The 19,898-nt window shown below is 72.2% G+C and carries 18 protein-coding genes; 15 read left to right on the forward strand and 3 right to left on the reverse strand.

Annotation, left to right across the window (positions count from 1 at the left end):
* The first annotated feature begins 8 nt into the window (after positions 1–8).
* The 15 genes from ACWGJ5_RS10220 (at position 9) to ACWGJ5_RS10290 (ending at position 12,948) form a co-directional block, all read left to right on the forward strand.
* Positions 9–1,376, forward strand: a complete 1,368-nt coding sequence (locus tag ACWGJ5_RS10220; protein ID WP_453309290.1) for a TldD/PmbA family protein — start codon at positions 9–11, stop codon at positions 1,374–1,376.
* Entirely contained in the window at positions 1,373–2,725 is a 1,353-nt protein-coding gene (locus tag ACWGJ5_RS10225; protein ID WP_453309291.1) for a metallopeptidase TldD-related protein, read from the forward strand. Before ACWGJ5_RS10220 ends, ACWGJ5_RS10225 begins: the two co-directional genes overlap by 4 nt.
* The gene (locus ACWGJ5_RS10230; RefSeq protein WP_453309292.1) at positions 2,722–3,669 is read left to right on the forward strand and encodes an ATP-binding cassette domain-containing protein; all 948 of its coding nucleotides are present in this window, start codon (positions 2,722–2,724) and stop codon (positions 3,667–3,669) included. Before ACWGJ5_RS10225 ends, ACWGJ5_RS10230 begins: the two co-directional genes overlap by 4 nt.
* Positions 3,666–4,463 carry a hypothetical protein gene (locus ACWGJ5_RS10235; RefSeq protein ID WP_453309293.1) on the forward strand — a complete coding sequence of 266 codons (798 nt, stop codon included), beginning with the start codon at positions 3,666–3,668 and terminating at the stop codon, positions 4,461–4,463. Before ACWGJ5_RS10230 ends, ACWGJ5_RS10235 begins: the two co-directional genes overlap by 4 nt.
* Before the next feature lie 3 nt (positions 4,464–4,466).
* The gene (locus ACWGJ5_RS10240) at positions 4,467–5,261 is read left to right on the forward strand and encodes an ABC transporter permease (RefSeq protein WP_453309294.1); all 795 of its coding nucleotides are present in this window, start codon (positions 4,467–4,469) and stop codon (positions 5,259–5,261) included.
* A gap of 26 nt (positions 5,262–5,287) precedes the next feature.
* Positions 5,288–6,568 (forward strand): hypothetical protein, encoded by a 1,281-nt coding sequence (locus ACWGJ5_RS10245; protein WP_453309295.1) that lies wholly within the window; start codon positions 5,288–5,290, stop codon positions 6,566–6,568.
* Between the two features lie 44 nt (positions 6,569–6,612).
* Positions 6,613–7,554 (forward strand): hypothetical protein, encoded by a 942-nt coding sequence (locus tag ACWGJ5_RS10250; protein WP_453309296.1) that lies wholly within the window; start codon positions 6,613–6,615, stop codon positions 7,552–7,554.
* Positions 7,551–7,769, forward strand: coding sequence for a (2Fe-2S)-binding protein (locus ACWGJ5_RS10255; RefSeq protein ID WP_453309297.1), 219 nt, complete (start codon positions 7,551–7,553; stop codon positions 7,767–7,769). The genes ACWGJ5_RS10250 and ACWGJ5_RS10255 overlap by 4 nt, the downstream gene beginning before the upstream one ends.
* On the forward strand, positions 7,756–8,733 hold the full coding sequence (locus ACWGJ5_RS10260) for an acetylxylan esterase (protein ID WP_453309298.1): 978 nt from the start codon (positions 7,756–7,758) through the stop codon (positions 8,731–8,733). Before ACWGJ5_RS10255 ends, ACWGJ5_RS10260 begins: the two co-directional genes overlap by 14 nt.
* Positions 8,730–9,686 carry a hypothetical protein gene (locus ACWGJ5_RS10265; protein WP_453309299.1) on the forward strand — a complete coding sequence of 319 codons (957 nt, stop codon included), beginning with the start codon at positions 8,730–8,732 and terminating at the stop codon, positions 9,684–9,686. The genes ACWGJ5_RS10260 and ACWGJ5_RS10265 overlap by 4 nt, the downstream gene beginning before the upstream one ends.
* The gene (locus ACWGJ5_RS10270) at positions 9,683–10,336 is read left to right on the forward strand and encodes an MOSC domain-containing protein (RefSeq protein WP_453309300.1); all 654 of its coding nucleotides are present in this window, start codon (positions 9,683–9,685) and stop codon (positions 10,334–10,336) included. The genes ACWGJ5_RS10265 and ACWGJ5_RS10270 overlap by 4 nt, the downstream gene beginning before the upstream one ends.
* Entirely contained in the window at positions 10,333–10,998 is a 666-nt protein-coding gene (locus ACWGJ5_RS10275) for a hypothetical protein (protein WP_453309301.1), read from the forward strand. Before ACWGJ5_RS10270 ends, ACWGJ5_RS10275 begins: the two co-directional genes overlap by 4 nt.
* On the forward strand, positions 10,995–11,714 hold the full coding sequence (locus ACWGJ5_RS10280; protein ID WP_453309302.1) for an HAD family hydrolase: 720 nt from the start codon (positions 10,995–10,997) through the stop codon (positions 11,712–11,714). Before ACWGJ5_RS10275 ends, ACWGJ5_RS10280 begins: the two co-directional genes overlap by 4 nt.
* Positions 11,698–12,174, forward strand: a complete 477-nt coding sequence (locus ACWGJ5_RS10285) for a CYTH domain-containing protein (RefSeq protein ID WP_453309303.1) — start codon at positions 11,698–11,700, stop codon at positions 12,172–12,174. Before ACWGJ5_RS10280 ends, ACWGJ5_RS10285 begins: the two co-directional genes overlap by 17 nt.
* Positions 12,175–12,720: 546 nt before the next feature.
* Positions 12,721–12,948 (forward strand): hypothetical protein, encoded by a 228-nt coding sequence (locus ACWGJ5_RS10290; protein ID WP_453309304.1) that lies wholly within the window; start codon positions 12,721–12,723, stop codon positions 12,946–12,948.
* A gap of 429 nt (positions 12,949–13,377) precedes the next feature.
* Here ACWGJ5_RS10290 and ACWGJ5_RS10295 read toward each other — a convergent pair whose 3' ends face one another.
* From ACWGJ5_RS10295 to ACWGJ5_RS10305, 3 genes are all read right to left on the reverse strand, one after another.
* Positions 13,378–14,415, reverse strand: a complete 1,038-nt coding sequence (locus ACWGJ5_RS10295; protein ID WP_453309305.1) for a rod shape-determining protein — start codon at positions 14,413–14,415, stop codon at positions 13,378–13,380.
* Positions 14,416–14,578: 163 nt separating this feature from the next.
* Positions 14,579–18,853, reverse strand: a complete 4,275-nt coding sequence (locus tag ACWGJ5_RS10300) for an SAV_2336 N-terminal domain-related protein (protein WP_453309306.1) — start codon at positions 18,851–18,853, stop codon at positions 14,579–14,581.
* On the reverse strand, positions 18,843–19,877 hold the full coding sequence (locus ACWGJ5_RS10305; RefSeq protein ID WP_453309307.1) for an AAA family ATPase: 1,035 nt from the start codon (positions 19,875–19,877) through the stop codon (positions 18,843–18,845). Before ACWGJ5_RS10305 ends, ACWGJ5_RS10300 begins: the two co-directional genes overlap by 11 nt.
* Between the last annotated feature and the right edge of the window lie 21 nt (positions 19,878–19,898).

The following is a 19,898-nucleotide window of genomic DNA, read 5'->3' on the forward strand; positions in this document are numbered from 1 at the left end:
CGGGATCCATGGCAGTGACGACGACCCAGCAGACCACCCGGCCGACCGGCATCGAGGGCCTGCTCGAGGCGGCCCAGTGGGCCGTCGAGCGGCTCGGCGCGTCGGCGGACTATGTGCAGGCCTACGCGGAGCGCACCGTCGAGGTACGCGTGGAGTGCCTCGACGGCGAGGTGCTCGCCACCTGCGTCGAGCCCCGCGAGGGACTCGCGTGCATGGTCCGCCAGGACGGGCGCTGGCGCCACCGGGCCTTCTCGGTCACCGAACTGCCCTCGCTGCCACGGTGGCTGACGCCCGGCCAGGCATCACCCACCGTCGACAGCCCCGCGTGGCAGGACGCCCCGGCCATGGACTTCGAGGCCGTGGCCGCGCGGGACTGGCAGGTCCAGGGCCCGGCCCCGGCACACTCCCTGCGCACCATGGAGGACTTCACCCTCCGCAGCGTCGCCGTCGTCGACACCGACGGCGTACGATCGGCCGCCACTTCCCGCTTCGTGCGGCGCCGCGTGGAGGCCACCGTCGCGCACGACGGGAACCGCTACCGGGGGCTCAGCCGCTGGCTGGAGCGCGGTCCGCAGGCCGGTACCACCGACCGCGACGCCGTACCGCACGACGTGGCGCGGATCGCCGTGGAGCACGCGCACAACTCCGCGCGCGCCCGTCTCGGCGGCCGCCACCGCACCCCCGTGGTCTTCGGACCGTCCGCCGCGGTCGGCCTGCTGCACGAGCTGGTCGGCCACGCCCTCGAAGGCGACAACTTCGCCATGCAGAGCGACTACCTCACCAAGCTCCGCAAGCCGGGCGCCGTTCCCGCCTCGGTGACGCTGTACGACGACGCCACCATCGCCGACGGCTACGGCTCGTACGACATCGACGACGAGGGCATCGCCGGCGGCATCACCATGCTGGTGTCAGACGGCGAACTCGGCACCCCGCTGTCCAGCGTCCGCACAGCACAGCGCCACGGCTACCGGCCCACCGGCAACGGCCGCCGCCGCGACTACCGCGCCCTGCCGCTGCCGCGCGCCAGCAACACCGTGGTCCCGCGCGGCACCGACGACCCGGACGCCCTCATGGCGCCGTCCACCGAGGGCCTCCTGCACGTCGGCTGCCTGGGGGCCGGGATGATCCACCTCAGCACCGGAGAGTTTCACTTCGCCGCGCTGAACTGCACCTACGTCACCCCTGACGGCCACCGCGTCCCGGTACGCGACGTCAGCCTCTTCGGTGACGCCCTCGCGACCCTCGCCCGCATGGAGGGCATCGGCACGGACTTCGGCGGGGACAACGTCACCTGCGGGAAGCAGGGCCAGATGATCGGCATCGGCCTGTTCTCCCCCTCGATGCGGTTCTCCGCACTGGATTGGAGCGCAGCGTGAAGACCCTTCACCAGCGGGCCGACCAGGCGTTCGCCACGGCCGAGGCGGTCCAGTCGGCCCTGCGCCCGGCGGAGAGCGCGGCGACGTTCCTGGAGCGCACGGCACGGCGCCGGCTGGTCTGCGACGCCACCGGCAAGAAGCAACTCGCCGTCGAGGAACCGGCCTTCAGCGGTTTTGTCCGGCTGGAGCGCGGCGGCCGGGAGCTGTACCTCAACGCCAACCAGCTCACCGTGCCGGCCGCGGCCCGGCTGCTGGCGACCGGACGCCCCCTGTTCCACCTCGGTAGCCCCGCCGGGGACGGCGGCCGGGCGCACGCCCACCCCTCCGTGCAGTCCGCCGACGGCGGCTGGCACACCACGCGCGACCACCTCGACATGTCCGTTGCGGCCTCCCGCACCGGCGAGTTGATGGCAGCCATCGGCGCACACCTTCGCCCCGGCCAGAGTGTGGCCGGTCTGCACGTGAGTGACATCCTGCGCGAGTCCGTCTTCCTGGACAGCTTCGGGGCCCGTCTGAAGGACCAGTGCTACGGCGTCGAACTGACCGCAGTCGTCACCGACGACGCCGGCTCGCACGTGGTGTCGGCCACGCGCTACGCCACCGCGCTCGACGACATCGACCCGGCCGGGCTGGGCCGTGAACTGAGCCTGATCCACACCGGCATGGGAGCCGCCGAGCACACCTTCACGGGCAGCCGCGTCGTGTTCGCCCCGTCCGCCGCCGCCCAGCTGCTGCGCGCCCTGGTGAACACGATCCTGCTCAACCCCGTCGCCCACCCCGCGCCGCTGGTCACCTCCCTCGTGGACGAGGGCCCGCGCACGCAAGGCTGCTGTGCCCGCTCCTTCGACTGCGAGGGCACCGCGACCGGGGCCACGCAACTGGTCGGCCGCGACGGGCGGCAGCGCGCCCTCGCCACCCGCAAGGTGGTGCGGGCGCAGAACGAGCCACAGGCGCCAACGCCCCTGACCGGCCACGCGTGGTGGAACCCGCTGAAGAACTTCCCCCAGATGACGGCCGGCAACGTACGGCTGACCCCCACACCGGACACCACCGCCGACGCCCTGTTGGACGGCGAGCGCTGCGTGGTCGCGGACGCCCGCACCCTGGGCGTCGAGGAGTTCCGCTCCGGCGGCCAGCTCGCGTTCCGGCTCCTGGCCGCCCGCACCGTGGACGGTGTCCCGCAGGAGGCCTGTGCCCCGATGTCCGTCGAGGGATCGGCCATCGACTTCCTCGCGTCGGTCACGGCCGTCGGCGACACCGTGTCCTACTTCCCCGGCCAGATCTCGGCGGGCGGGGCCTACCTGGAGATGGACATCACCCGGATCACCTCGAAGGCAATGGGATCATGATCGTGAAAAGTGGAGGGCTCGAAGCCCGTGGACTCGTACGCGAGTTCACGACGAAGGACGGCTCCGTACGGCGAGCGGTCGACGACGTGACGCTGGTCGTGCGCCCCGGTGAACTCGTCTCCGTGCTCGGCCCCAACGGCGCCGGCAAGACCACCACGGTCAAGATGCTGACCGGCCTGCTCCTGCCGACCGCCGGCCAGGTGCTCGTCGACGGGCACGACGTGGTGCGTGCCCGCCGCCGCGCGGCCATGGCCTGCGGCTTCAGCCTGGGCGGTGACACCGGCCTGTACCCGAGGCTGACGGCATATCAGAACCTGGAGTTCTTCGGACTGATGTACGGCCTGCGCGGCTCCCGCCTCGCGCAGCGCGCCCACGACCTGCTGGAGGAGGTGGACCTCTCCGACCGGTCCGGCGACCTCGTGGGTTCCTTCTCCCGGGGCATGAAGCAGCGGCTCCACCTCGCCCGGGCACTGCTCCACGAGCCGTCCGTCCTCATCCTCGACGAGCCCTCCGCAGGTCTCGACCCGCAGTCCGCCGCCGCGATGCGCGCCCTCGTCGCCCGTCTGACGGGCGAGGGCCGCAGCATCCTGCTGACCACCCACGACATGCGGGAGGCCGAGGAACTCAGCAGCCGCATCGTCCTGATGAAGGGCGGCCGGATCCATGTGGAGTCCACGGCCGGCGAACTGAGACGGAACGCGGCGAACCGGCTCGGCCACGTCGTCAACGCGGTCTTCTCCGCCGCCCAGGCCCCCGACGCGGTGCAGGACTGCCCCGGTGTCATGCACGTGGAGCACGACGGCTCCGCCGTCACTCTGAGGGTCTCCGACGGCGCGGCCGCCGTGCAGTGGCTGCTGGCCACCTTCCCCGGACAGACCACCAGCGTCGCCGTCACCCCACCCACCCTCGAAGAGGTCTTCCTGGACATGGTGGCCGCGTCATGACCACCGTACGTACCGACACCGCCCCCGCGGCGCGGCGGCGCACCGGTTCCGCAGCGACCTTCGCCCGCGCGGTCGTGGACCAGCTGCGGATGCATGCGACCAGCCCCATGGCCATCTTCTCCACGCTCGCGATGCCCTGCGTCTTCGCCTTCGTCGTGCACGCCAACGCCACGAGCGGCTTCTCGCACGACACCACCAGCGACATGGCCGTCGGCTCGGCGGGCATCGGCATGCTCGACTCGATCATCGTGCTGGTCCTGTTCAGCATGCTCGGCGAGAAGCAGTGGAAGACGCTGTACGCCGCGCTCGGCAGCCCCGGCGGCCTCGTCCCCGTGGTCCTGGGCAGGCTGACCGGAACAGCCCTGCAGTCGCTCACCGCGCTGCCCGGCACGCTGATCGTCCTCGGCCTGCTGTTCGGCATCGACGGCGGATTCGACTGGATCCGCTGGCTCGTCGGCGGAGTTCTCCTCGCCTTCGCCACCGCCTCCATGATCGGGCTGCTCGGCCTCGCCGTGCTGCGTTTTCCCTTCTCGGCGGGCATGACCAACGGACTGACCGGCCTGATCATGGCACTCAGCGCGCTGATCGTGCCCCAGTCCGCCCTCCCTGCCCCCGTGCAGAAGCTCGCCCTCATCGTGCCGCAGTCACACGTCATGGCCTGGATCCGGGGCGCAGGCCCGGGCCGGCTGCTCGCGGCGGTGGCCCTCACCGGCTTCTTCTGCGCACTGGTCGTGCTCGCCGTCCAGCGGCTCGAGCACACCGTTCGCCGTACCGCTCTACCGCTGGAGGCCTGACCGATGCAGACTCCCGCCCCAGCTCCCCGAGCCGGTTCGGCACGTGCCGCACTGCGCGGCGCGGCACTGTCCTACCGGGCCCTGTTCACCTGGTTCAACCCGTTGGGATACCTCAGCTCACGCATCGTGCGCCCCATCGGCATGGCCATCGCCTTCACCTCCCTCGCGACCCACTACGGAGCCGGAGCCGACCGCATGATGGTCGCCTCCAGCCTGCTGGCCGGCGCCGGTGCCGTCGTGTACGGAATGGCCCTGTCGATCGGCAACGAGCGCTCGTTCCACACACTGGGCCTCTGGCTCGCCTCACCCCAGAACAAGGTCGCCGCAGCCTGCCAGCGCGCCCTGCCGCACATCGTGGACGGCTTCGTCGGCGGCCTGTGCACCTACCTCGTGTGCAGCCTGCTGTACACGACACTGCCGATCGGCATCACGCAGTACGCCGCGCTCCTGGCCGTCAGCGTGCTGACGACCGCCGGGTTCGGGCTGACCCTTTCGGCCCTTGCCCTGCTCCTCGAGGACCTGTTCGTCGGCCCCAACATGGCCGAACTCGTCCTCATGGTCCTGTCGGGGACCTTGGTGCCCCAGAACCGGCTCCCCGCATTCCTGGTCCCGCTGAGCGAGGTGATGCCGCTCAGCCATGTGATGCGGGCCGTCGACGGCCTCCTCGCCGGGCGGGCGCACAGTGCGCCCCTGATCGTCGAACTGGCTGTCGGCGCCGCCTGGGCCCTCGCCGGTGTGCTCTTCGTGCACCTGGCCGCCCGCCGCGCAACGGCCCGCGTCGCGCTCGGCAACGCCTGAACAGCCCCGGAAGAGAAAGAAGACAAGTGAGCAACAGTCTGGCATCCACCTGGTCCGCGAACGCCTGGATCGACCCGCGCGGCACCTTCTCCGGCCCGGTACAGCACAAGGACGGCCTGATCACTCCCGGCTCGCTGACCGCCGCCCCGCTCGGCGACACCGAGCCGTACCTGGTTCCGTCGCTCCCCGTCGAGGTGCACTGCCACGGCCTGGGCAGCGTCGACTTCTCCAATTTCGCGGAGATCGACCTCTTCGAGGTCGACAAGCACGCCGCCTCCGAGGGCCTGCTGTGCATCCCGACCCTCTACCTGCGCCAGGAGCGCCTCGACGGATTCGTCGAGTTCATGCGGGGCTTCGCCGCGCTGAAGGCCGACGGCAAGCTGCCCTTCGTCCCGGCCATCGCCCTGGAGGGCCCGCTCGTCGCCAGCTTCGGCGGCACGCCGGCCAGCTCCGTGTGGGCCCCCTCCAAGGAGGAGTGGGAGAAGCTGGCCGGCTGCGGTCCGCTGGGCCTCGTCTACATCATGCTGTCGCCGGACGCCCTGCAGTCCAGCTCCTACCTGGCCGCCCAGTTCACCCCGGACCACCCGTCCCTGGAGTGGATCGTCACGCGCCTCGTCGAGAACGGCATCCGGCCCGCGCTCGGGCACTTCGCCAAGGAGAACCCGCAGCTCGGCGCCGACTGCATCGAGGAGGTCCTGGCCGCGGCCGAGGCCGCCGCGTGCCCGCACGACGGCGTCCGGGTCGTCACCGACCACCTCTTCAACGAGATGCCGCTGCTGATCAAGCACGCGTTCCGCACGTCCAAGGCGCGCGCCAACCGTGACGCGCTGCTGGCGAGCTACGACCTGCCGTCGTGGAACCTGGCCGACCTGCACGAGCAGGTCGGGCCCGTGCCGGCCGCCATCATGCGCGGTGCCCACGCCGGCCGCATCGCCGCCTGCCTCAACTTTGACGGCGAGCACGTCGACTTCGCCATCGCCAAGCGGGCCATCGAGATCGTCGGCCCGCAGAACATGATGCTGATGACGGACCGCAGCGACGTCGCCCGCCTCGCCGGTCAGGACCTGCACCAGGAGCCCGGCAGCGACCTGTGGTACCAGGAGCAGGGTGTGGTCGCCGCCGGAACCCAGCCCATCGACCAGCAGATCGCGAACGTCCGCGCCCTGGGCGTCGCCGAGGCCGACATCTGGCACCTCGTCTCGTTCACCGCGTACCGCACCTTCTTCCCGGAGCTGGACCTGACCGCGGCCTGGTTCACCCAGGGCTGCCACGTCGACGCCGAGCGGCAGCGCCGCGCCCTCATCTGAGCGCACTCACCCGGAGAGACAAGGCGAACATGAGGAGCACAGGAATGGAGACGCAGCGTTCCGCCGAGCGCCCCCACGACATACCGCCCGGCCTGCTGGCCGCCGTCACACGGTCGCCTGTCAAGGCGCACCTGTTCGGTATGGACACCTACACGCGGGAGGCTGCCTGGACGTTCGGCGACCACACGGCGGATCTGCTGCGCACCGCCCTCTGCGTCCTCAAGCCCGATGCCGCTGCAGCGCGGCGCTACGGCGCCGTCCTGCAGGCACTGCAGGACAACGGCTTCCGTCCCGTCGACGCCCTGCGCTTCCGGCACAACCGGCTGACGATCCGCGAGACCTGGCGCTTCCAGCTCAACTTCGCCGACCGCGAGCGCATCGCCACCATGGAGCTCTATCTTCGCTCCCTGGACTGCGTCCTGCTCGTCCTGCGCGACGAGCGCCACCGGCCCGGTGCCGTACCGGCCTCCGTCCGGCTCGCCTCCCTCAAAGGTCCCGCGACCGCCGAGCTGCGCAGACCGGAGCACCTGCGGGAGCGACTGGGCGCGCTCAACGGACTGTTCAACTTCGTCCACACCACCGACGAACCCATCGACGTGATGCGCGACCTCGGGCTGCTGCTCGAACCCCGGCGCCGCGAACTCGTACGCGACCGCGTCGTGTCCGGTCACGACGCGTCCGACGAGGTGGCACGGATCCGCGAGGACGTCGAGGAGTCCGTCGCACCGCACGACCTCGACCCCGACCGCAGCTGGCGGCGGCTGGCAGAGTCCGGCTCCCCCGCCGGGGCACTCGCCCGCCTGCGCGCCCAGGGATCCACCGTCACCGCCGCCGAACTGCTCCAGGCGGCAAACCACCCGGACGCCGACCCCGGCGACCTGTGGGACCTGCTGGCGGTGCTGACCGCCACCGTGCGCTTCAACACCCCCGGCATCGAGCGCATCTATCCCAACGTGCTGCTCAGCGCCTGGCAGGAACAGACATGAGCGGCGGCAACATCTGCGTGTGCTACCAGGTCACCGAAGACGAGATCGTCGGCTGGATCCGCCGGGGCGTCACAACCGTCGAGGGCCTGGGAGAGCGCTGCAACGCCGGGCAGGGCTGCGGCGACTGCCAGGAGATGCTCGAGGAACTGCTCGAGGACTTCGGCGAGGAGACCGGCAGCGACGTCATCCCGGCGGTGAGCCATGCACAGCAGTGACGAGGAGATCACCCGGTTCTGGCGCACCACGCTCGCGGAGGCCGCCGAGCTGCCCCTCGACGTGCGGCTGACCGAGCAGCACACCCCGCTGGCCGGAGCCACCGCGTACGACCTCTCCTTCGCCGGAGCACACAGCCACCGCATTGCGGCCTGGCTGATCCTGCCCCGGGGCGGCGCGGACGACGGCCCGTTGCCGTGCACCGTCCAGTTCCTCGGCTACGGAGAGGGCCGCGGTCATGTCCTGGACAGCCCGCTGTGGCCGGCGCTCGGTTATGCCACGCTCGTCGTCGACACCCGGGGCCAGAGCGGCGCCGGCGGCCGCGCGGGCGCCACCGCGGACCCCGTCGGCCTCACGCACCCGCAGGTGCCGGGCTTCACCACGCGCGGCATCCTCGACCCGGCCACGTACTACTACCGGGACGCGTACGTCGATGCGGTGCGCGCCGTCGCCGTCGCGGCCGGACACCCCGCGGTGGACGCCCACCGCGTCGCCACCACCGGCCGCAGCCAGGGCGGACAGCTGGCCCTGGCCGCTGCCGTCCTCAGCCCCGAGGTCGCTGCCGCGCTCGTCGAGTCCCCCTTCCTCGCCGCGCTTCCGGACCTGACGCGGGTCCCCGACCGGCAGCCCTACCGGGAGCTGCTGCGCTTCGCCGAGTCCTACCCGAACCTCGCGCCGCGCGCGTCGCGGACCCTCGGCCTCTTCGACGTCGCCGAACTGGCCGCGCACGGGCGCTGCCCCGCGCTGTTCTCCGTGGCCGGCCGGGACCAGCGCTGTCTGCCGGAGACCGGTTACGCCGTGCACGCCCGCTACCCGGCGCCCAAGCGGCTCCTGACCTGGCCACTGGCCGAGCACGCCGCGCCCAACACCCCGCTCCGCCTGGCCGAGGCGGAGTTCCTGGCCGACGTCTTCTCCCAGGCCGCCCCGCACGCCCCCGCGTTCTGGCAGGAAGGACACGACAGATGAGACGCCTGCATCCGGACAGCCCGCCTATTGCGCAGCTGACCGAGATAGCCGCCGACGTCCTCGACACCGTCAGCTGGTCGGAGCACAAGGCCGATCTCTATGCGGTCGACCAGTACTTCCGCGAGGCGATCTGGACGTTCGGGGACATCGTCGAGCAGATGCTCGGCATCGCCGTGTGCATGCTCAAGCCCGAGGCCACCGCCGGGCGCAGGCTGCGGCCCGCGCTGCGCGTCCTGAGGGAGGCGGGCTTCCACCCCGTCGACGCGGTGCGCTTCCGGCACGATCGCCTGACGATCCGTGAGGTCTGGCGCTACCAGTTCAACATCGCCAGCCGGCGGCGCATCGAGGCCATGGACGTCATCCTGCCCAGCACCGAGACAGTGGCGCTGGTTCTCAGGGACGAGCGCTGGCGGCCGGGGACCGTCCCTGCCGCCGTACGGCTAAACGCCCTCAAGGGCCCGGCCGAGCCGAGCCTGCGCAAACCTGAGCATTTGCGTCACCAACTGGGCGTTGTCAGCGGGCTGTTCAACTTCACGCATATTTCGGACGAGCCCGCGGACGTACTGCGCGAACTCGCCGTCATCTGTGACGAGCCCCGGCGCGCACTGATCCGTCGCCGCATCCTGGAGAACCACGACGCCCGCCCCGAGGTCCTGAACATCTTCCAGGAAATGGAGGACCAGCACCCGGAGCACGACTTCGATCTGGAAGCCAGCTGGAGGCGGCTCGCCGCGGCCCCCGGGCCCCTCGGGGAGGCGGGGAAACGACGCCCCGGTCTGAAGGAGATGCTCGACCTGACCCACCGCACACCGCTGGACGGTGCGCACCGCTGGGACCTGCTGACCGTCGTCACCCACCTGCTGACCGAGATGAACGTCGACGGCGTGACACCCACCGTCCCCAACGTCACCGAAGCCTGGGCGCCGTGGCCACTTGACGGGGGTGCCTCGTGACCGCCGTACTCGCCACGCTCAACCTCGGTGTCGAACGACAGGGCCCCTGGACCAGCGTCGGGCGCAGCGGGATCGACAAGAGGCCCGTCGACCACCGGATCATGGCCCGCAGCTGGGGGCTCGAAGGCGACCTGATCGCCGACAAGCGCGTCCACGGAGGACCCGACAAAGCGGTGTACGCCTTCGCCCGTGAGGACGCCGGCTTCTGGGAGGAGGAACTCGGCCGCGAGTGTGCGCCGGGCAACTTCGGCGAGAACTTCTCGACCGTCGGTCTGGACATCACCGGAGCCGAGGTCGGGGAGCAATGGGCCATCGGCGATGCGGTGTTCGAGGTCATCCGTGCCCGCAAGCCCTGCCGCGTCTTCGCCGGCTTCTGGGACATCCCGGACCTGATCAAGCGCTTCATCGCGCACGGGGCCCCGGGCGCGTATCTGCGCGTGCTGAAGGAGGGCACCGTCGGGGCAGGCGATCCCATCGAGATCATCAAACGACCCGGCCATGGGGTGACCATCGGATACATGCTCAGGGCGCTGACCACCGAGCCGCACCTGATGCCCCGTTTTCTCGACGCCCCGGAAATGCTGCCCAAACACCACGAGAAGGCCCGCAAGTGGCTGGCCACGCACCAACAGGAGACACCCGCCAGATGACGACCACCGCATCGCAGCCCCTCATCGACCCGGCCCGGCTGGCCGCGCTGGACTGGTCCGACATGCCCACCCTTCACCAGCCGATGGAGGAACTCCTCGAAGAACTGGTGTCCCACCCCACGTGGCTCAACGACGCCTTCGACCACGTCCTGGCCACTCCGGAGCTGCTCAACCAGTGCGAGCGGCTGCAGGAGCTGGACCGCGTCGTCCTGGTCAATGACAGGGCCGGCGACGTGCGGATCCGGCTGCACGTCTTCACCGGCAGCGACTTCGACCGCCCGCACAACCACCGCTGGAGCTTCGGCTCCCGCATCCTTCACGGCAGCTACCAGCACCACCTCTTCGGCGACTACGAAGAGCTGGACACCGACACCCGTATCGGCACCCCGGCACTGGTACGCGAGGAGGTCGCCGGCTCGGGCTACGTGATCCGTCACACGATGGTGCACACCGTCAGCTCCGCCCCCGACACCACCTCCCTCATCGTCCGCGGCCCCTCCGAGAAGGACCGCTTCGTCGTGATGAACCGCGACACCGGTGAGGCCTGGTGGCAGTACGGCCAGAAGGACGAGAAGCCCGAGGACCAGGCCAGGCGCCGGCTCGGCGCCGAGCGCGTCGAGGAGATCAGGCAGCTGCTGATCAGCCAGGGCTCCATCCGTTGACCGGGATCGCCACCTACGCGGAGCCGATCGAGCTCATCGTCTTCGACTGCGACGGCGTCCTCGTCGACAGCGAGCCGATCGCTGTGCGGACGCACGTCGCCCTGGGCGCCGAACTGGGCTGGCCACTGAGCGAGTCCGACGTGATGAACCGCTTCGTCGGCCGCTCGACCACCTCGATCGGCGAACAGATCGCCGAGCGTCTGGGCGACGAGACCGCCCGCATCTGGGACGAGCGGTTCCGGCAGATGCACGCCAAGGCGGTGGACGAGAGCCTGGCCCCGGTCGACGGCATCGTCGAAGCCCTGGATGGTCTGGACGCGGCGGGCCTCGGAGCACAGCACTGGTGCATCGCCTCCAGCGGCAGCCACGAGAAGATGCGCCACACCCTCGGCAGGGTAGGGCTCTACGAGAGGTTCGAGGGCCGCGTCTTCAGCGCCCACGAGGTCGAACGGGGCAAGCCGGCCCCGGACCTCTTCCTGCACGCCGCACGGCGCATGGGCGTCGATCCGTCCCGCTGCGCCGTCGTGGAGGACAGCAGGTTCGGCGTCCAGGCGGCCACCGCGGCCGGGATGCGCTCCTTCGGATACGCGGGGGGTCTGACTCCGGCCAGCTGGCTCAAGGGTCCGACGACGGTCGTCTTCGCCGACATGCGCCGGCTGCCCGCCCTGGTCATGGCACGCGGACGGGAGGAGGTGACCGATGCCGCTGGAAATTGAGCGCAAGTTCCTGTTGAAAGGTGATGCCGTGCCGCCCGCCGTGGCAACCGAACCCATCGAGCAGGGTTACATCGCAGTCACCGACGACGGTACCGAGGTGCGTCTGCGCCGCATCGCGGGCCAGCATGTCCTCGGAGTCAAGCGTGGAAACGGCGGGCTCTCCCGAATCGAGGTCGAACTCCCGCTCAGTGAGGCGGAGTTCGCGGAACTCTGGCCCGCTACGGTAGGCGCCCGGCTCATGAAGACCCGCTACTCGGTGCGCCTCCACGACACTGTCGCTTATGTGGACGTGTATGCGCAGGATCTGTCCGGCCTGCGCACGGTCGAAGTGGAATTTTCGTCCGAGGAGACAGCCAGGGCCTTCACGCCTCCGGACTGGTTCGGCCCCGAGATCACCGGGGCCCAGGAGTACAAGAACCGCCGTCTTGCGGCCGAGGGAATTCCCAGTACCGCGGCCTGATCCCAGGGGCCGTCGACGCACGCCTGGGCGTGACCGCACAGGGCCACGCCCAGGCATGAGCACAAGTAGCGGCCGAACAGGCCCTGGGCGACGACGTGACCGGCGCCGCCGACATGTCGCGCTGGGCGCGGTGCTGGTCGCGGCGGCGGGCGGCAGCGCCTGGGGCGCGGGCACGCCGATGGGGCTGATGTGCCGGTCCGTGCACGAACCGCCGAACCTGGCCGCCGTCCCCGCCCCGCTCGCCGGCCTGGTCGCGCGCTGCCTGGCGAAGGACCCGGCGGCCCGGCCGACCGCCGCCGAACTGCTGGACCTGCTCACCGAGGAGACACCGGAGCCGGATCCGGCACGGGCGCCGTACACGCCGACCCCGACCGCGCCCCCGCAGCCGGCCCCACTGCCGCGGCCCGCGCCCGTCCAGGCCCCGCTCCCGCCCTACCCGGCGACGCCCCGCAGCAGGCCGTCCCGGGGTTCGGCCCACCGGTCCCGTACGTCGCCCCGTACGTCGTCCCGGAGGTCGAACTCGCCGACGGGGACTGCCGTGTCGTCGTGCCCGCCACCGGGATCGTCGTCGAAGTGGCGGGCACGGCCGCGGACTTCGTGTGGGCGGAGAACGCGCACGTCGGACGCACCCGGCGCGGGCACCGTCTCACGGTGGTCGTCCGGCTGTGGGACGGCGGCGTGTACGACTGCGAGCTGAACGCCCGGCGGTCCGCCCGGCTCGGCGAGTGGCCGGCGCGGCTCGACCACGTCCTCGGCCGATACGCCCCTCGGTAGCGTCCTGGCCACCCTGTTCGCCGACAGCGGTATCCGGCCGACTGCTTGACCCGTACATGCTTGAACGGCCCGTGTCCTGGGCACCCACCTCCTACCGGCGTCGATCGCCGGGCCGCTTCGGCAGAGGGAGGGCGTCATGGACCGTCGCATCCGGGTACGCGTCATCCGACGCCCCGCCCCGCGCGACCGGGAGATCGACCGCAGGACGCCGTCAGGGCGGGTACTGCCGTACTGAGGGCCGTGTGCGGCGCCTCGCCGTGGGGCACTTCGCCCTCGCCGGGCGCGGGCCCGTCGTGGCTGCTCGCGCGGTTCCCCGCGCGTTCGGCCTCGCCCGGGCGGGGCGCTACCGGGCCGTGAGGGCGACTGGGGGGATGCGCTCGGTCAGGGGCGGTTCGACCAACTCACCCTCCGTCGGCTCCCGAGCCCCGCTCAGGCGGCCAGTGGGTTCAGTACCAAGGGCTCGATCCGGCCCTCCAGCATCGCGCCGAGGCCCTGGGCCGCGCAGATGTCGGGCCGGTCGGCGATGTGCACCGGCATCCCGGTGGCCTGCCGCAGCATCTGGTCGAAGCCGGGCAGCAGTGCCGAGCCGCCGACCATGATGATCCCGCGGTCGGCGAGGTCGGCGACGAGGTCGGGCGGGCACTCGCGCAGCACCTTGCCGATGCCGTCGAGGACGGCTGTCAGCGGGGTCTGGATCGCGTCCCGCACGGTGGCGGTGTCGACGTGCACGCTGCGGGCGAGCCCGGTGGCGACGTCCCGGCCGTGGATCTCGGTGGTCTCCGGGCCCTGCGGGGTCAGTCCGTTGCCGGACAGGGCCAGTTGCAGCGGCCGTACCGACTGGCTGGGCAGCATCAGCTCGTGTTCGTGCCGCAGGAGCTGCACGATGGCGTGGTCCACGGCCTCCCCGCCCACCGGGATCCGCTCGGCCGTGACGATGGACCCGAGCGAGAGGACGGCCACCTGGGTGGCGGCGGCCCCGCACACCATGATCATCGTGGCCTCGGGGAGTTCCACCGGCAGCCCGCACCCCACCGCGGCGGCGATGAGCGTGTCCACCAGCTCGACCCTGCGCGCCCCCAACCCGACCAGAGTTTCGATGGTCGCCCGCTGGGCCAGCGGATCGGCGTCGTGCGGGGTGCAGGCCGCCGCGCGCAGACGGAGATTGCGGCGCAGGGTACGGCGCGTCTTGTCACCGAGCAGCTGCCGCAGCATGCGCTGGGCCATCTCGATGTCGACCACCGTGCCGCCGGAGATCGGCCGGACCACCCGGATGTACGCCGGCGTCCGTCCTGTCATCTTCTCCGCGAACTCGCCCACCGCTATGAGCGCCCCGGTACGGGTGTTCACGGCGGCGACCGAGGGCTGGTCGACGATGAGCCCGGCGCCCTTCACATAGACCCGGGTGCGGGCCGCGCCCAGGTCGACGGCGAAGTGGCAGCGGCGCAACTGCTCCAGACTGACGGTCACGGCGGATCCTTCCGAGTGCGCGGCCCTTGGGCGCCCGCCGCTCGGCGGGTGTCCTCCTCTCACTGCATCCTGCGCGGTGCCCGGGGGCGTGCGCCTTCTGGAGGGGGCCGGGCGGGGTGCGGCCGAACGGGGGTTTCCGGCGGCGGCGCGGTGTGTCGCCTGGTCAGGCCCGGGCCCGCGTGATGCGCAGCTCGCAGCGGACCGTGCAACCGGGTACGTCCTCGGGCCGGACGGGTGGGAGTGACACGCGAGGTCCTGCCGCGGCGTCCGGACGGGTGCTCGCCAGGTGCCGCAGCCGCCCGCGCACGGCCTTCCTGATGAGCTCGGGGAACATCGAGGCGTCCGGGTGCACGGCCTGGAGCGGGTCGCTGACGCGCCAGATCGCCGTGCCGGTGGCCCGGAAGGAGGACTCCGTCTCGTCCAGCTCCAGGCGGCGCTCGGTGAGGTCGACCTCGAAGTAGCCAGTCGCTCCGGGGCGCCGGGTGCGGCTGAGTTCGCCGGCGTCGGTCCGGTAGACGACGGTCCTGGTCTCGCCGGTCCCCTCGGGGAAGACGTCGCCGGGCGGCAGCGGGTGAGGGCCGATGACGGGCGGCAGCGCGTGCGTGCCGTCGAAGAGCAGACGGGCCAGGCGGCACAGCCGGTACCAGCCCGCGTCGGTCCCCGGCCGCAGGGACTGCAACCAGGGGGCCAGGCCGGAGTCGTCGTCGAGTTCGTCCCGGAGCGTCCGCGGCACCGCCACGATGCCCCGCCGGTCCTCTGCGGCGTCCAGCGTCCGGCGGACGGCCACCGTGTTCGGTCTCTCCACATGGCTGTCGGACAGCAGACACTCGAAGGTCACCAGCCAGCGGAGCCCGCCCAGCATCACCACCTCGTCCTCGAAGTGCCGCATCGTGGCCTGCAGCAGCGGCAGGCCCGGCACGTCCCGCGCCGTCACCACCGTCCAGCCGGTGTCCCGCGCGGTGGGTCCCAGAAAGCAGCCGGTCCACCCGCTTGCCGTCAGCAGCCGGGTCACCGCCCGGCCGAGCGCGGCCACGGTGTCCGGGTGCTGGGCGCCGTCGGCGAACTCGTACGTGGCCATGGTGCGGTAGGTGGGCGGGGGCGGCTCGTCGCCCAGGGCGTCGTACAGATCGTCGTAGCCGTCCTCGTCCTCGTCCTCGTCAGGCCGCTCGTCGTACGGCCCGTCGGGCTCCTCGGCGAGCGGGTCGTCCACGGCGAACAGGCTGTCCGGCACCACGTTCTGCGGCAGCGGCGCCTCCACGGCCGACTCCCGCTCCTGCATCTCGAAGATCGACGGCAGCGACTCCTCGGTGGGGAAGCTGCCCTCCGGCAGTCCGTCGGGCTCCGGGACCGGGTTCTGCGAGAGCGGGGCGGGGCCGTAGCCGTCGAGGGCGGCGCCGGTGTCGTCGGAGGGGTCGTCGTACTCCCCGCGCAGTTCGTGCCCCAGGGCGAGCAGCTCCGGGTTCCGGCCGCCGGAGAGCTCGTAGTCCTCGTACACCTCCAGCGCTTCCTCGATACGGCCCAGGCGGCGCAGGGTGATCAGCAGCAGGAGGCGGAAGTCCTCCCGGGACGGGTACTGCCGGACCAGATCGGTGAGTTGTGCGCCGGCACGGTGGTACTCGCCGAGATCCAGGTGCAGTTCGGCGATCTTGCGATGCAGCACGAGGCGGAGCTCGAGGAGCCGACTGCGCGCCTTGCGGGCCGCGGGGCCGGGGACGTTCGCGAGTGGGTCCCCGTCGCGCCACAGGGCGCGTGCCATGTCGAGGTATGTGCCCGCCTCCCCGAGGGGGCCCATCATGGTCCTCTCCTTGGCCGTCCGCTCGTAGTCCTCGTGGCGGGTCAGGTCCACGATGTCGGCACTGGTGTGCAGGGCGTACCCGGTGGGAAGCACTGCCACTGCGCCGGGTCCCAGCGCGGCGCGCAGCCGGGACGCGATCAGGTCCACGGCCGCCGTGGCGTTCTCCGGCTCCTCGTCCCGGGCCCACACACCGGCCCGCAGGTCGGCGCGGGTCACCTCGCGGCCGTTCCGCAGCAGCAGCATGGCGAGTACCGCCGCTTCCTCGGGCGCGAGCTCCACGGCGCGGTCGGCGTGGTCCTCCGGGTACACGGTCACCGGGCCCAGAATGCGGTAGACCCATGGCTCGTATTCCCTCCGGGCGTGCAGCCGCAGCGCCTTGTCCAACAGCAGGTCCCTGCCCCGCGCCTGGTCGTGAGGTGTTCCGGAGAGCAGCAGGCCGAGGGCGCGCGCATACGGTTCCCGCAGGCTCTCCGGGAGGTGCCGGAGCCGGTCCGGGGCGAAGGGCGGCGCCGACCGTGCGCTCCCCGTGGCCAGGCGCTGCACCAGCCTGCCCAGTTTCGCCAGGTCCTGCGCCTGCCCCTCCGGGCCGGCGGTCCGGCCCGGTGCGAAGCCGCTGAGCTTGACCGTGCCGTCGGGCCTGAGCATCACCCGGGACAGGCCCAGGTCCCCGTGTGTGATGCCGGCCTCGTGGACCGTTGCGATCGCTTGTGCCACCTGCGTCCCGACCGACACCACCAGGGGAGCCGGGATCCGGTAACCGTCGGGAGACGCAAGGGCGTTGAGGTTGACGCCCGGCACGTACTCCATGACGAGGTACGGTCGTCCGTCCGCGATGCCGAAGTCGCTGACGTGGGCGAGGTTCCGGTGCGCGAGGGCCCGCAACCGCTCGGCGTCCCGCAGGAACGCCTCGCGCCGCGCGCTGTCGCGAAACGGTCGGTACAACCGCACCGCCACCTGGCGGTCCGTCTCCGGGTCCCAGGCGAGCCACACGGCGCGTCCGGACGGAGTGAACCGCTGCAGCAGCCGATAGCGGCCGATCAGGTCCTCCGGTGCCACGGCCCCGGTCCCCGCCCCGCCGCCCGTCAACCGCCGCACACTCTCCGGCCGCACGGTCGCGAACGCCTCCCCGTCCGCAGCCGCCCCCGCGCCGTCGGCCCCGGGCGTCACCGCGCGGAACTCACCGGGCGCCGCCCCGGCCCGCTCCTCGATCAACCCGCCCACGCGGGCGAGCAGTTCGACCGTGGCGCCGCGCGCGGAGCGGGGCAGGCCGCGCAGCAGCAGTGCGCGCGCCCCCGGGCGGAAGGCGTACGACCCCGGCGGCCCCGGGACCGTCGTCAGGACGCCGCTGAGGATCACCTCGGCCAGATGCTGCGGGCGCGGGACCGGTTCGATCGCCCGCTGCACCAGTCGCATCACGGGCAGGTCGGGCCGGCCGAGGGCGAGGTGGCCGGCCAGCCGGAAGGCCTCCGGGGAGGCTGTCGCCCGGAAGCGCAGCACCAGTTCCTCGGCGGTGAGCCCGGCGAGGTCGGTGCGCTCCCCGGACTCCTCCGGCCCCGGCGGCGGGCCCAGCAGGGCGGCCGAGCCCGGAAACGCGGATCCGCCCATGGACGCCACCAGCCCCGCCCAGTGCGCGAGCCAGCGCGGACCCGCTTCGAGCACGGGCAGCGCCACCGTCCCCTGCGGCGCCTTGGTCTGCCATTCCTCGTACGGCGTGAACCCGAGCGCGGCCGTCGGCGCGGCCGGGAACGGGGCCGAGAACACCCCCGGCGCGGCGGGCAGCGCGGTGCCGCGCCACAGGTGTTCGGGCAGCGGCTGGACCACGGCCAGCGGCATCCGGTGCGCCCAGCGGCGCAGGGTGCCGTACCAGCGACCGCCCGCCTCGCCCTGCCACCACTGGGGGCCCATGCAGTCGCTGATCAGCAGCGTGACCGTGCGGCCGTCGCCGGGACCGTACGGTCCGTCGCCGCCCACCGTGCCGTCGGGGTCGGCGCGGTGCACGCTCACCGTGCGGAACACGCCCGACTGGGCCAGCGCCTGATGCAGTTCGCGGACCAGGGGACGCCAGACGGGCATCGTGGGGCCGGCGTCGTACACCAGGTGCAGCCGCAGCCAGCGTTCCCGGGCCGGGCGCAGCACCGGCAGCCACCACTGCGGTCCCGCGCCGAGCCGGGCGATGCGGTCGGCGGTGGCCTGCTCGTCGAGGCGGTGGCCGACCGGGGCGTCCGTGTGCCGCTTGAGCGGGCGCAGGGCGCGCTGGAGGCCCAGGGGGTGCCGCAGCATCGGAGGTGCGGGGGCGTGCAGGGCGGTGTACGGCCCCGCCGCGGGGGTGGGTGAGGGCAGGTGGAGCGGGGCACGCGGGGAGGCCCGGCCGGGGGATTCGACACCTTCGGCGCGGTCCGGGGCGGGAGCGGGGCCGGCGGGCTCCTGTGCGGGCTGCTGCGGCGGGGCGCCCGGTTGCTCCGTCGGCGCAGGAGGCCCCGAGTGCTCGCCCGTGCCGTCCGCCGGGCCCAGCTGCCGGGCCAGCCAAAGGAGTTCGGCCAGTTCCAGGGGGGTCGGGCGGGCACCGCCCGCCGCCTTGGCCAGGACGTCGGCGAGGCGGGCGTAGCGGGCGGGGGCCGCCGCGGCGGGGTGGTCAGAAGGCATCTGCCTGGGGGGCCTCGCCGAGGTACGGCATGAGCTGTTCGGCGAGTTCGTCCAGGGACTCGGCGCCCAGGTCGGCGGAGCGGGACAGGTAGATCGCGTTGAGGAGCTGATCGGTGGCCAGGTCGCCGTGACCGGCCCGGGACAGGAAACGGGTGATCAACGACTGGGCGTAGGCGTCCGGTTCACCCAGGTGAGCGCGGACGATCCCGGCGAGGTGGCGGTCGTCGGGCTGCCGCAGCCGCAGGGTCACGCAGCGGCGCAGGAACGCCGGCGGGAACTCGCGTTCGCCGTTGCTGGTCAGCACCACGAACGGGAAGGCCCGGCAGCGGACCCGGCCGCGGGTCACGGGGACGCGGTCGTGGGTGCCGTCGACCATCACCTCGGCGACCGGGGTGTGACGGGCGGCGCGGACCAGCTCCGGGATCTCGTACTGGCCCTCCTCCAGCACGTTGAGCAGGTCGTTCGGCAGGTCCAGATCGCTCTTGTCGATCTCGTCGATCAGCAGGGCGCGGGGGCGGGCGTACGGCAGCAGGGCGGTGCCCAGGGGGCCGAGGCGCAGATGGTCCTCGATGCCGGACGCCGGGGCGGGCGCGGCGGGTGCGTCCGGGTCCTGCGTCGCCGCCTGCCGGCGGGCCGCGTAGAGACGGGAGAGGGGGTCGTACTGGTAGAGGCCGTCGTGGAGGGTGCTGCGGCTGGTGATGTTCCAGCGCAGCACCGGGCCCAGCCTCAGCTCCCGGGCCACCGCGTAGGCGAGCGACGACTTGCCGGTGCCGGGCGGGCCCGTCACGAGCAGCGGGCGGCGCAAGTAGAGCGCCGCGTTGACCAGTTGGACGGTCCGGTCGGTCGCCTGGTAGGTGGCGGCGCGATGGGTGCGGTCGGGGGAGGTGGCCGAGGCGTCGTCGGTGTCGGCGGGCGTCGGCAGTTCCGGGCCGCCGTCGAAGGCCCGCCAGGGCGGGGGCGGGGGCAGCAGTCCGATGCCGTCGTGCGGCTCCTTCGTACCGGTGTAGACGGGCCACAGGGGCATGGGGTCCTTCTTCTCCATCGG

The sequence above is a fragment of the Streptomyces sp. NPDC054783 genome, from assembly GCF_053611725.1.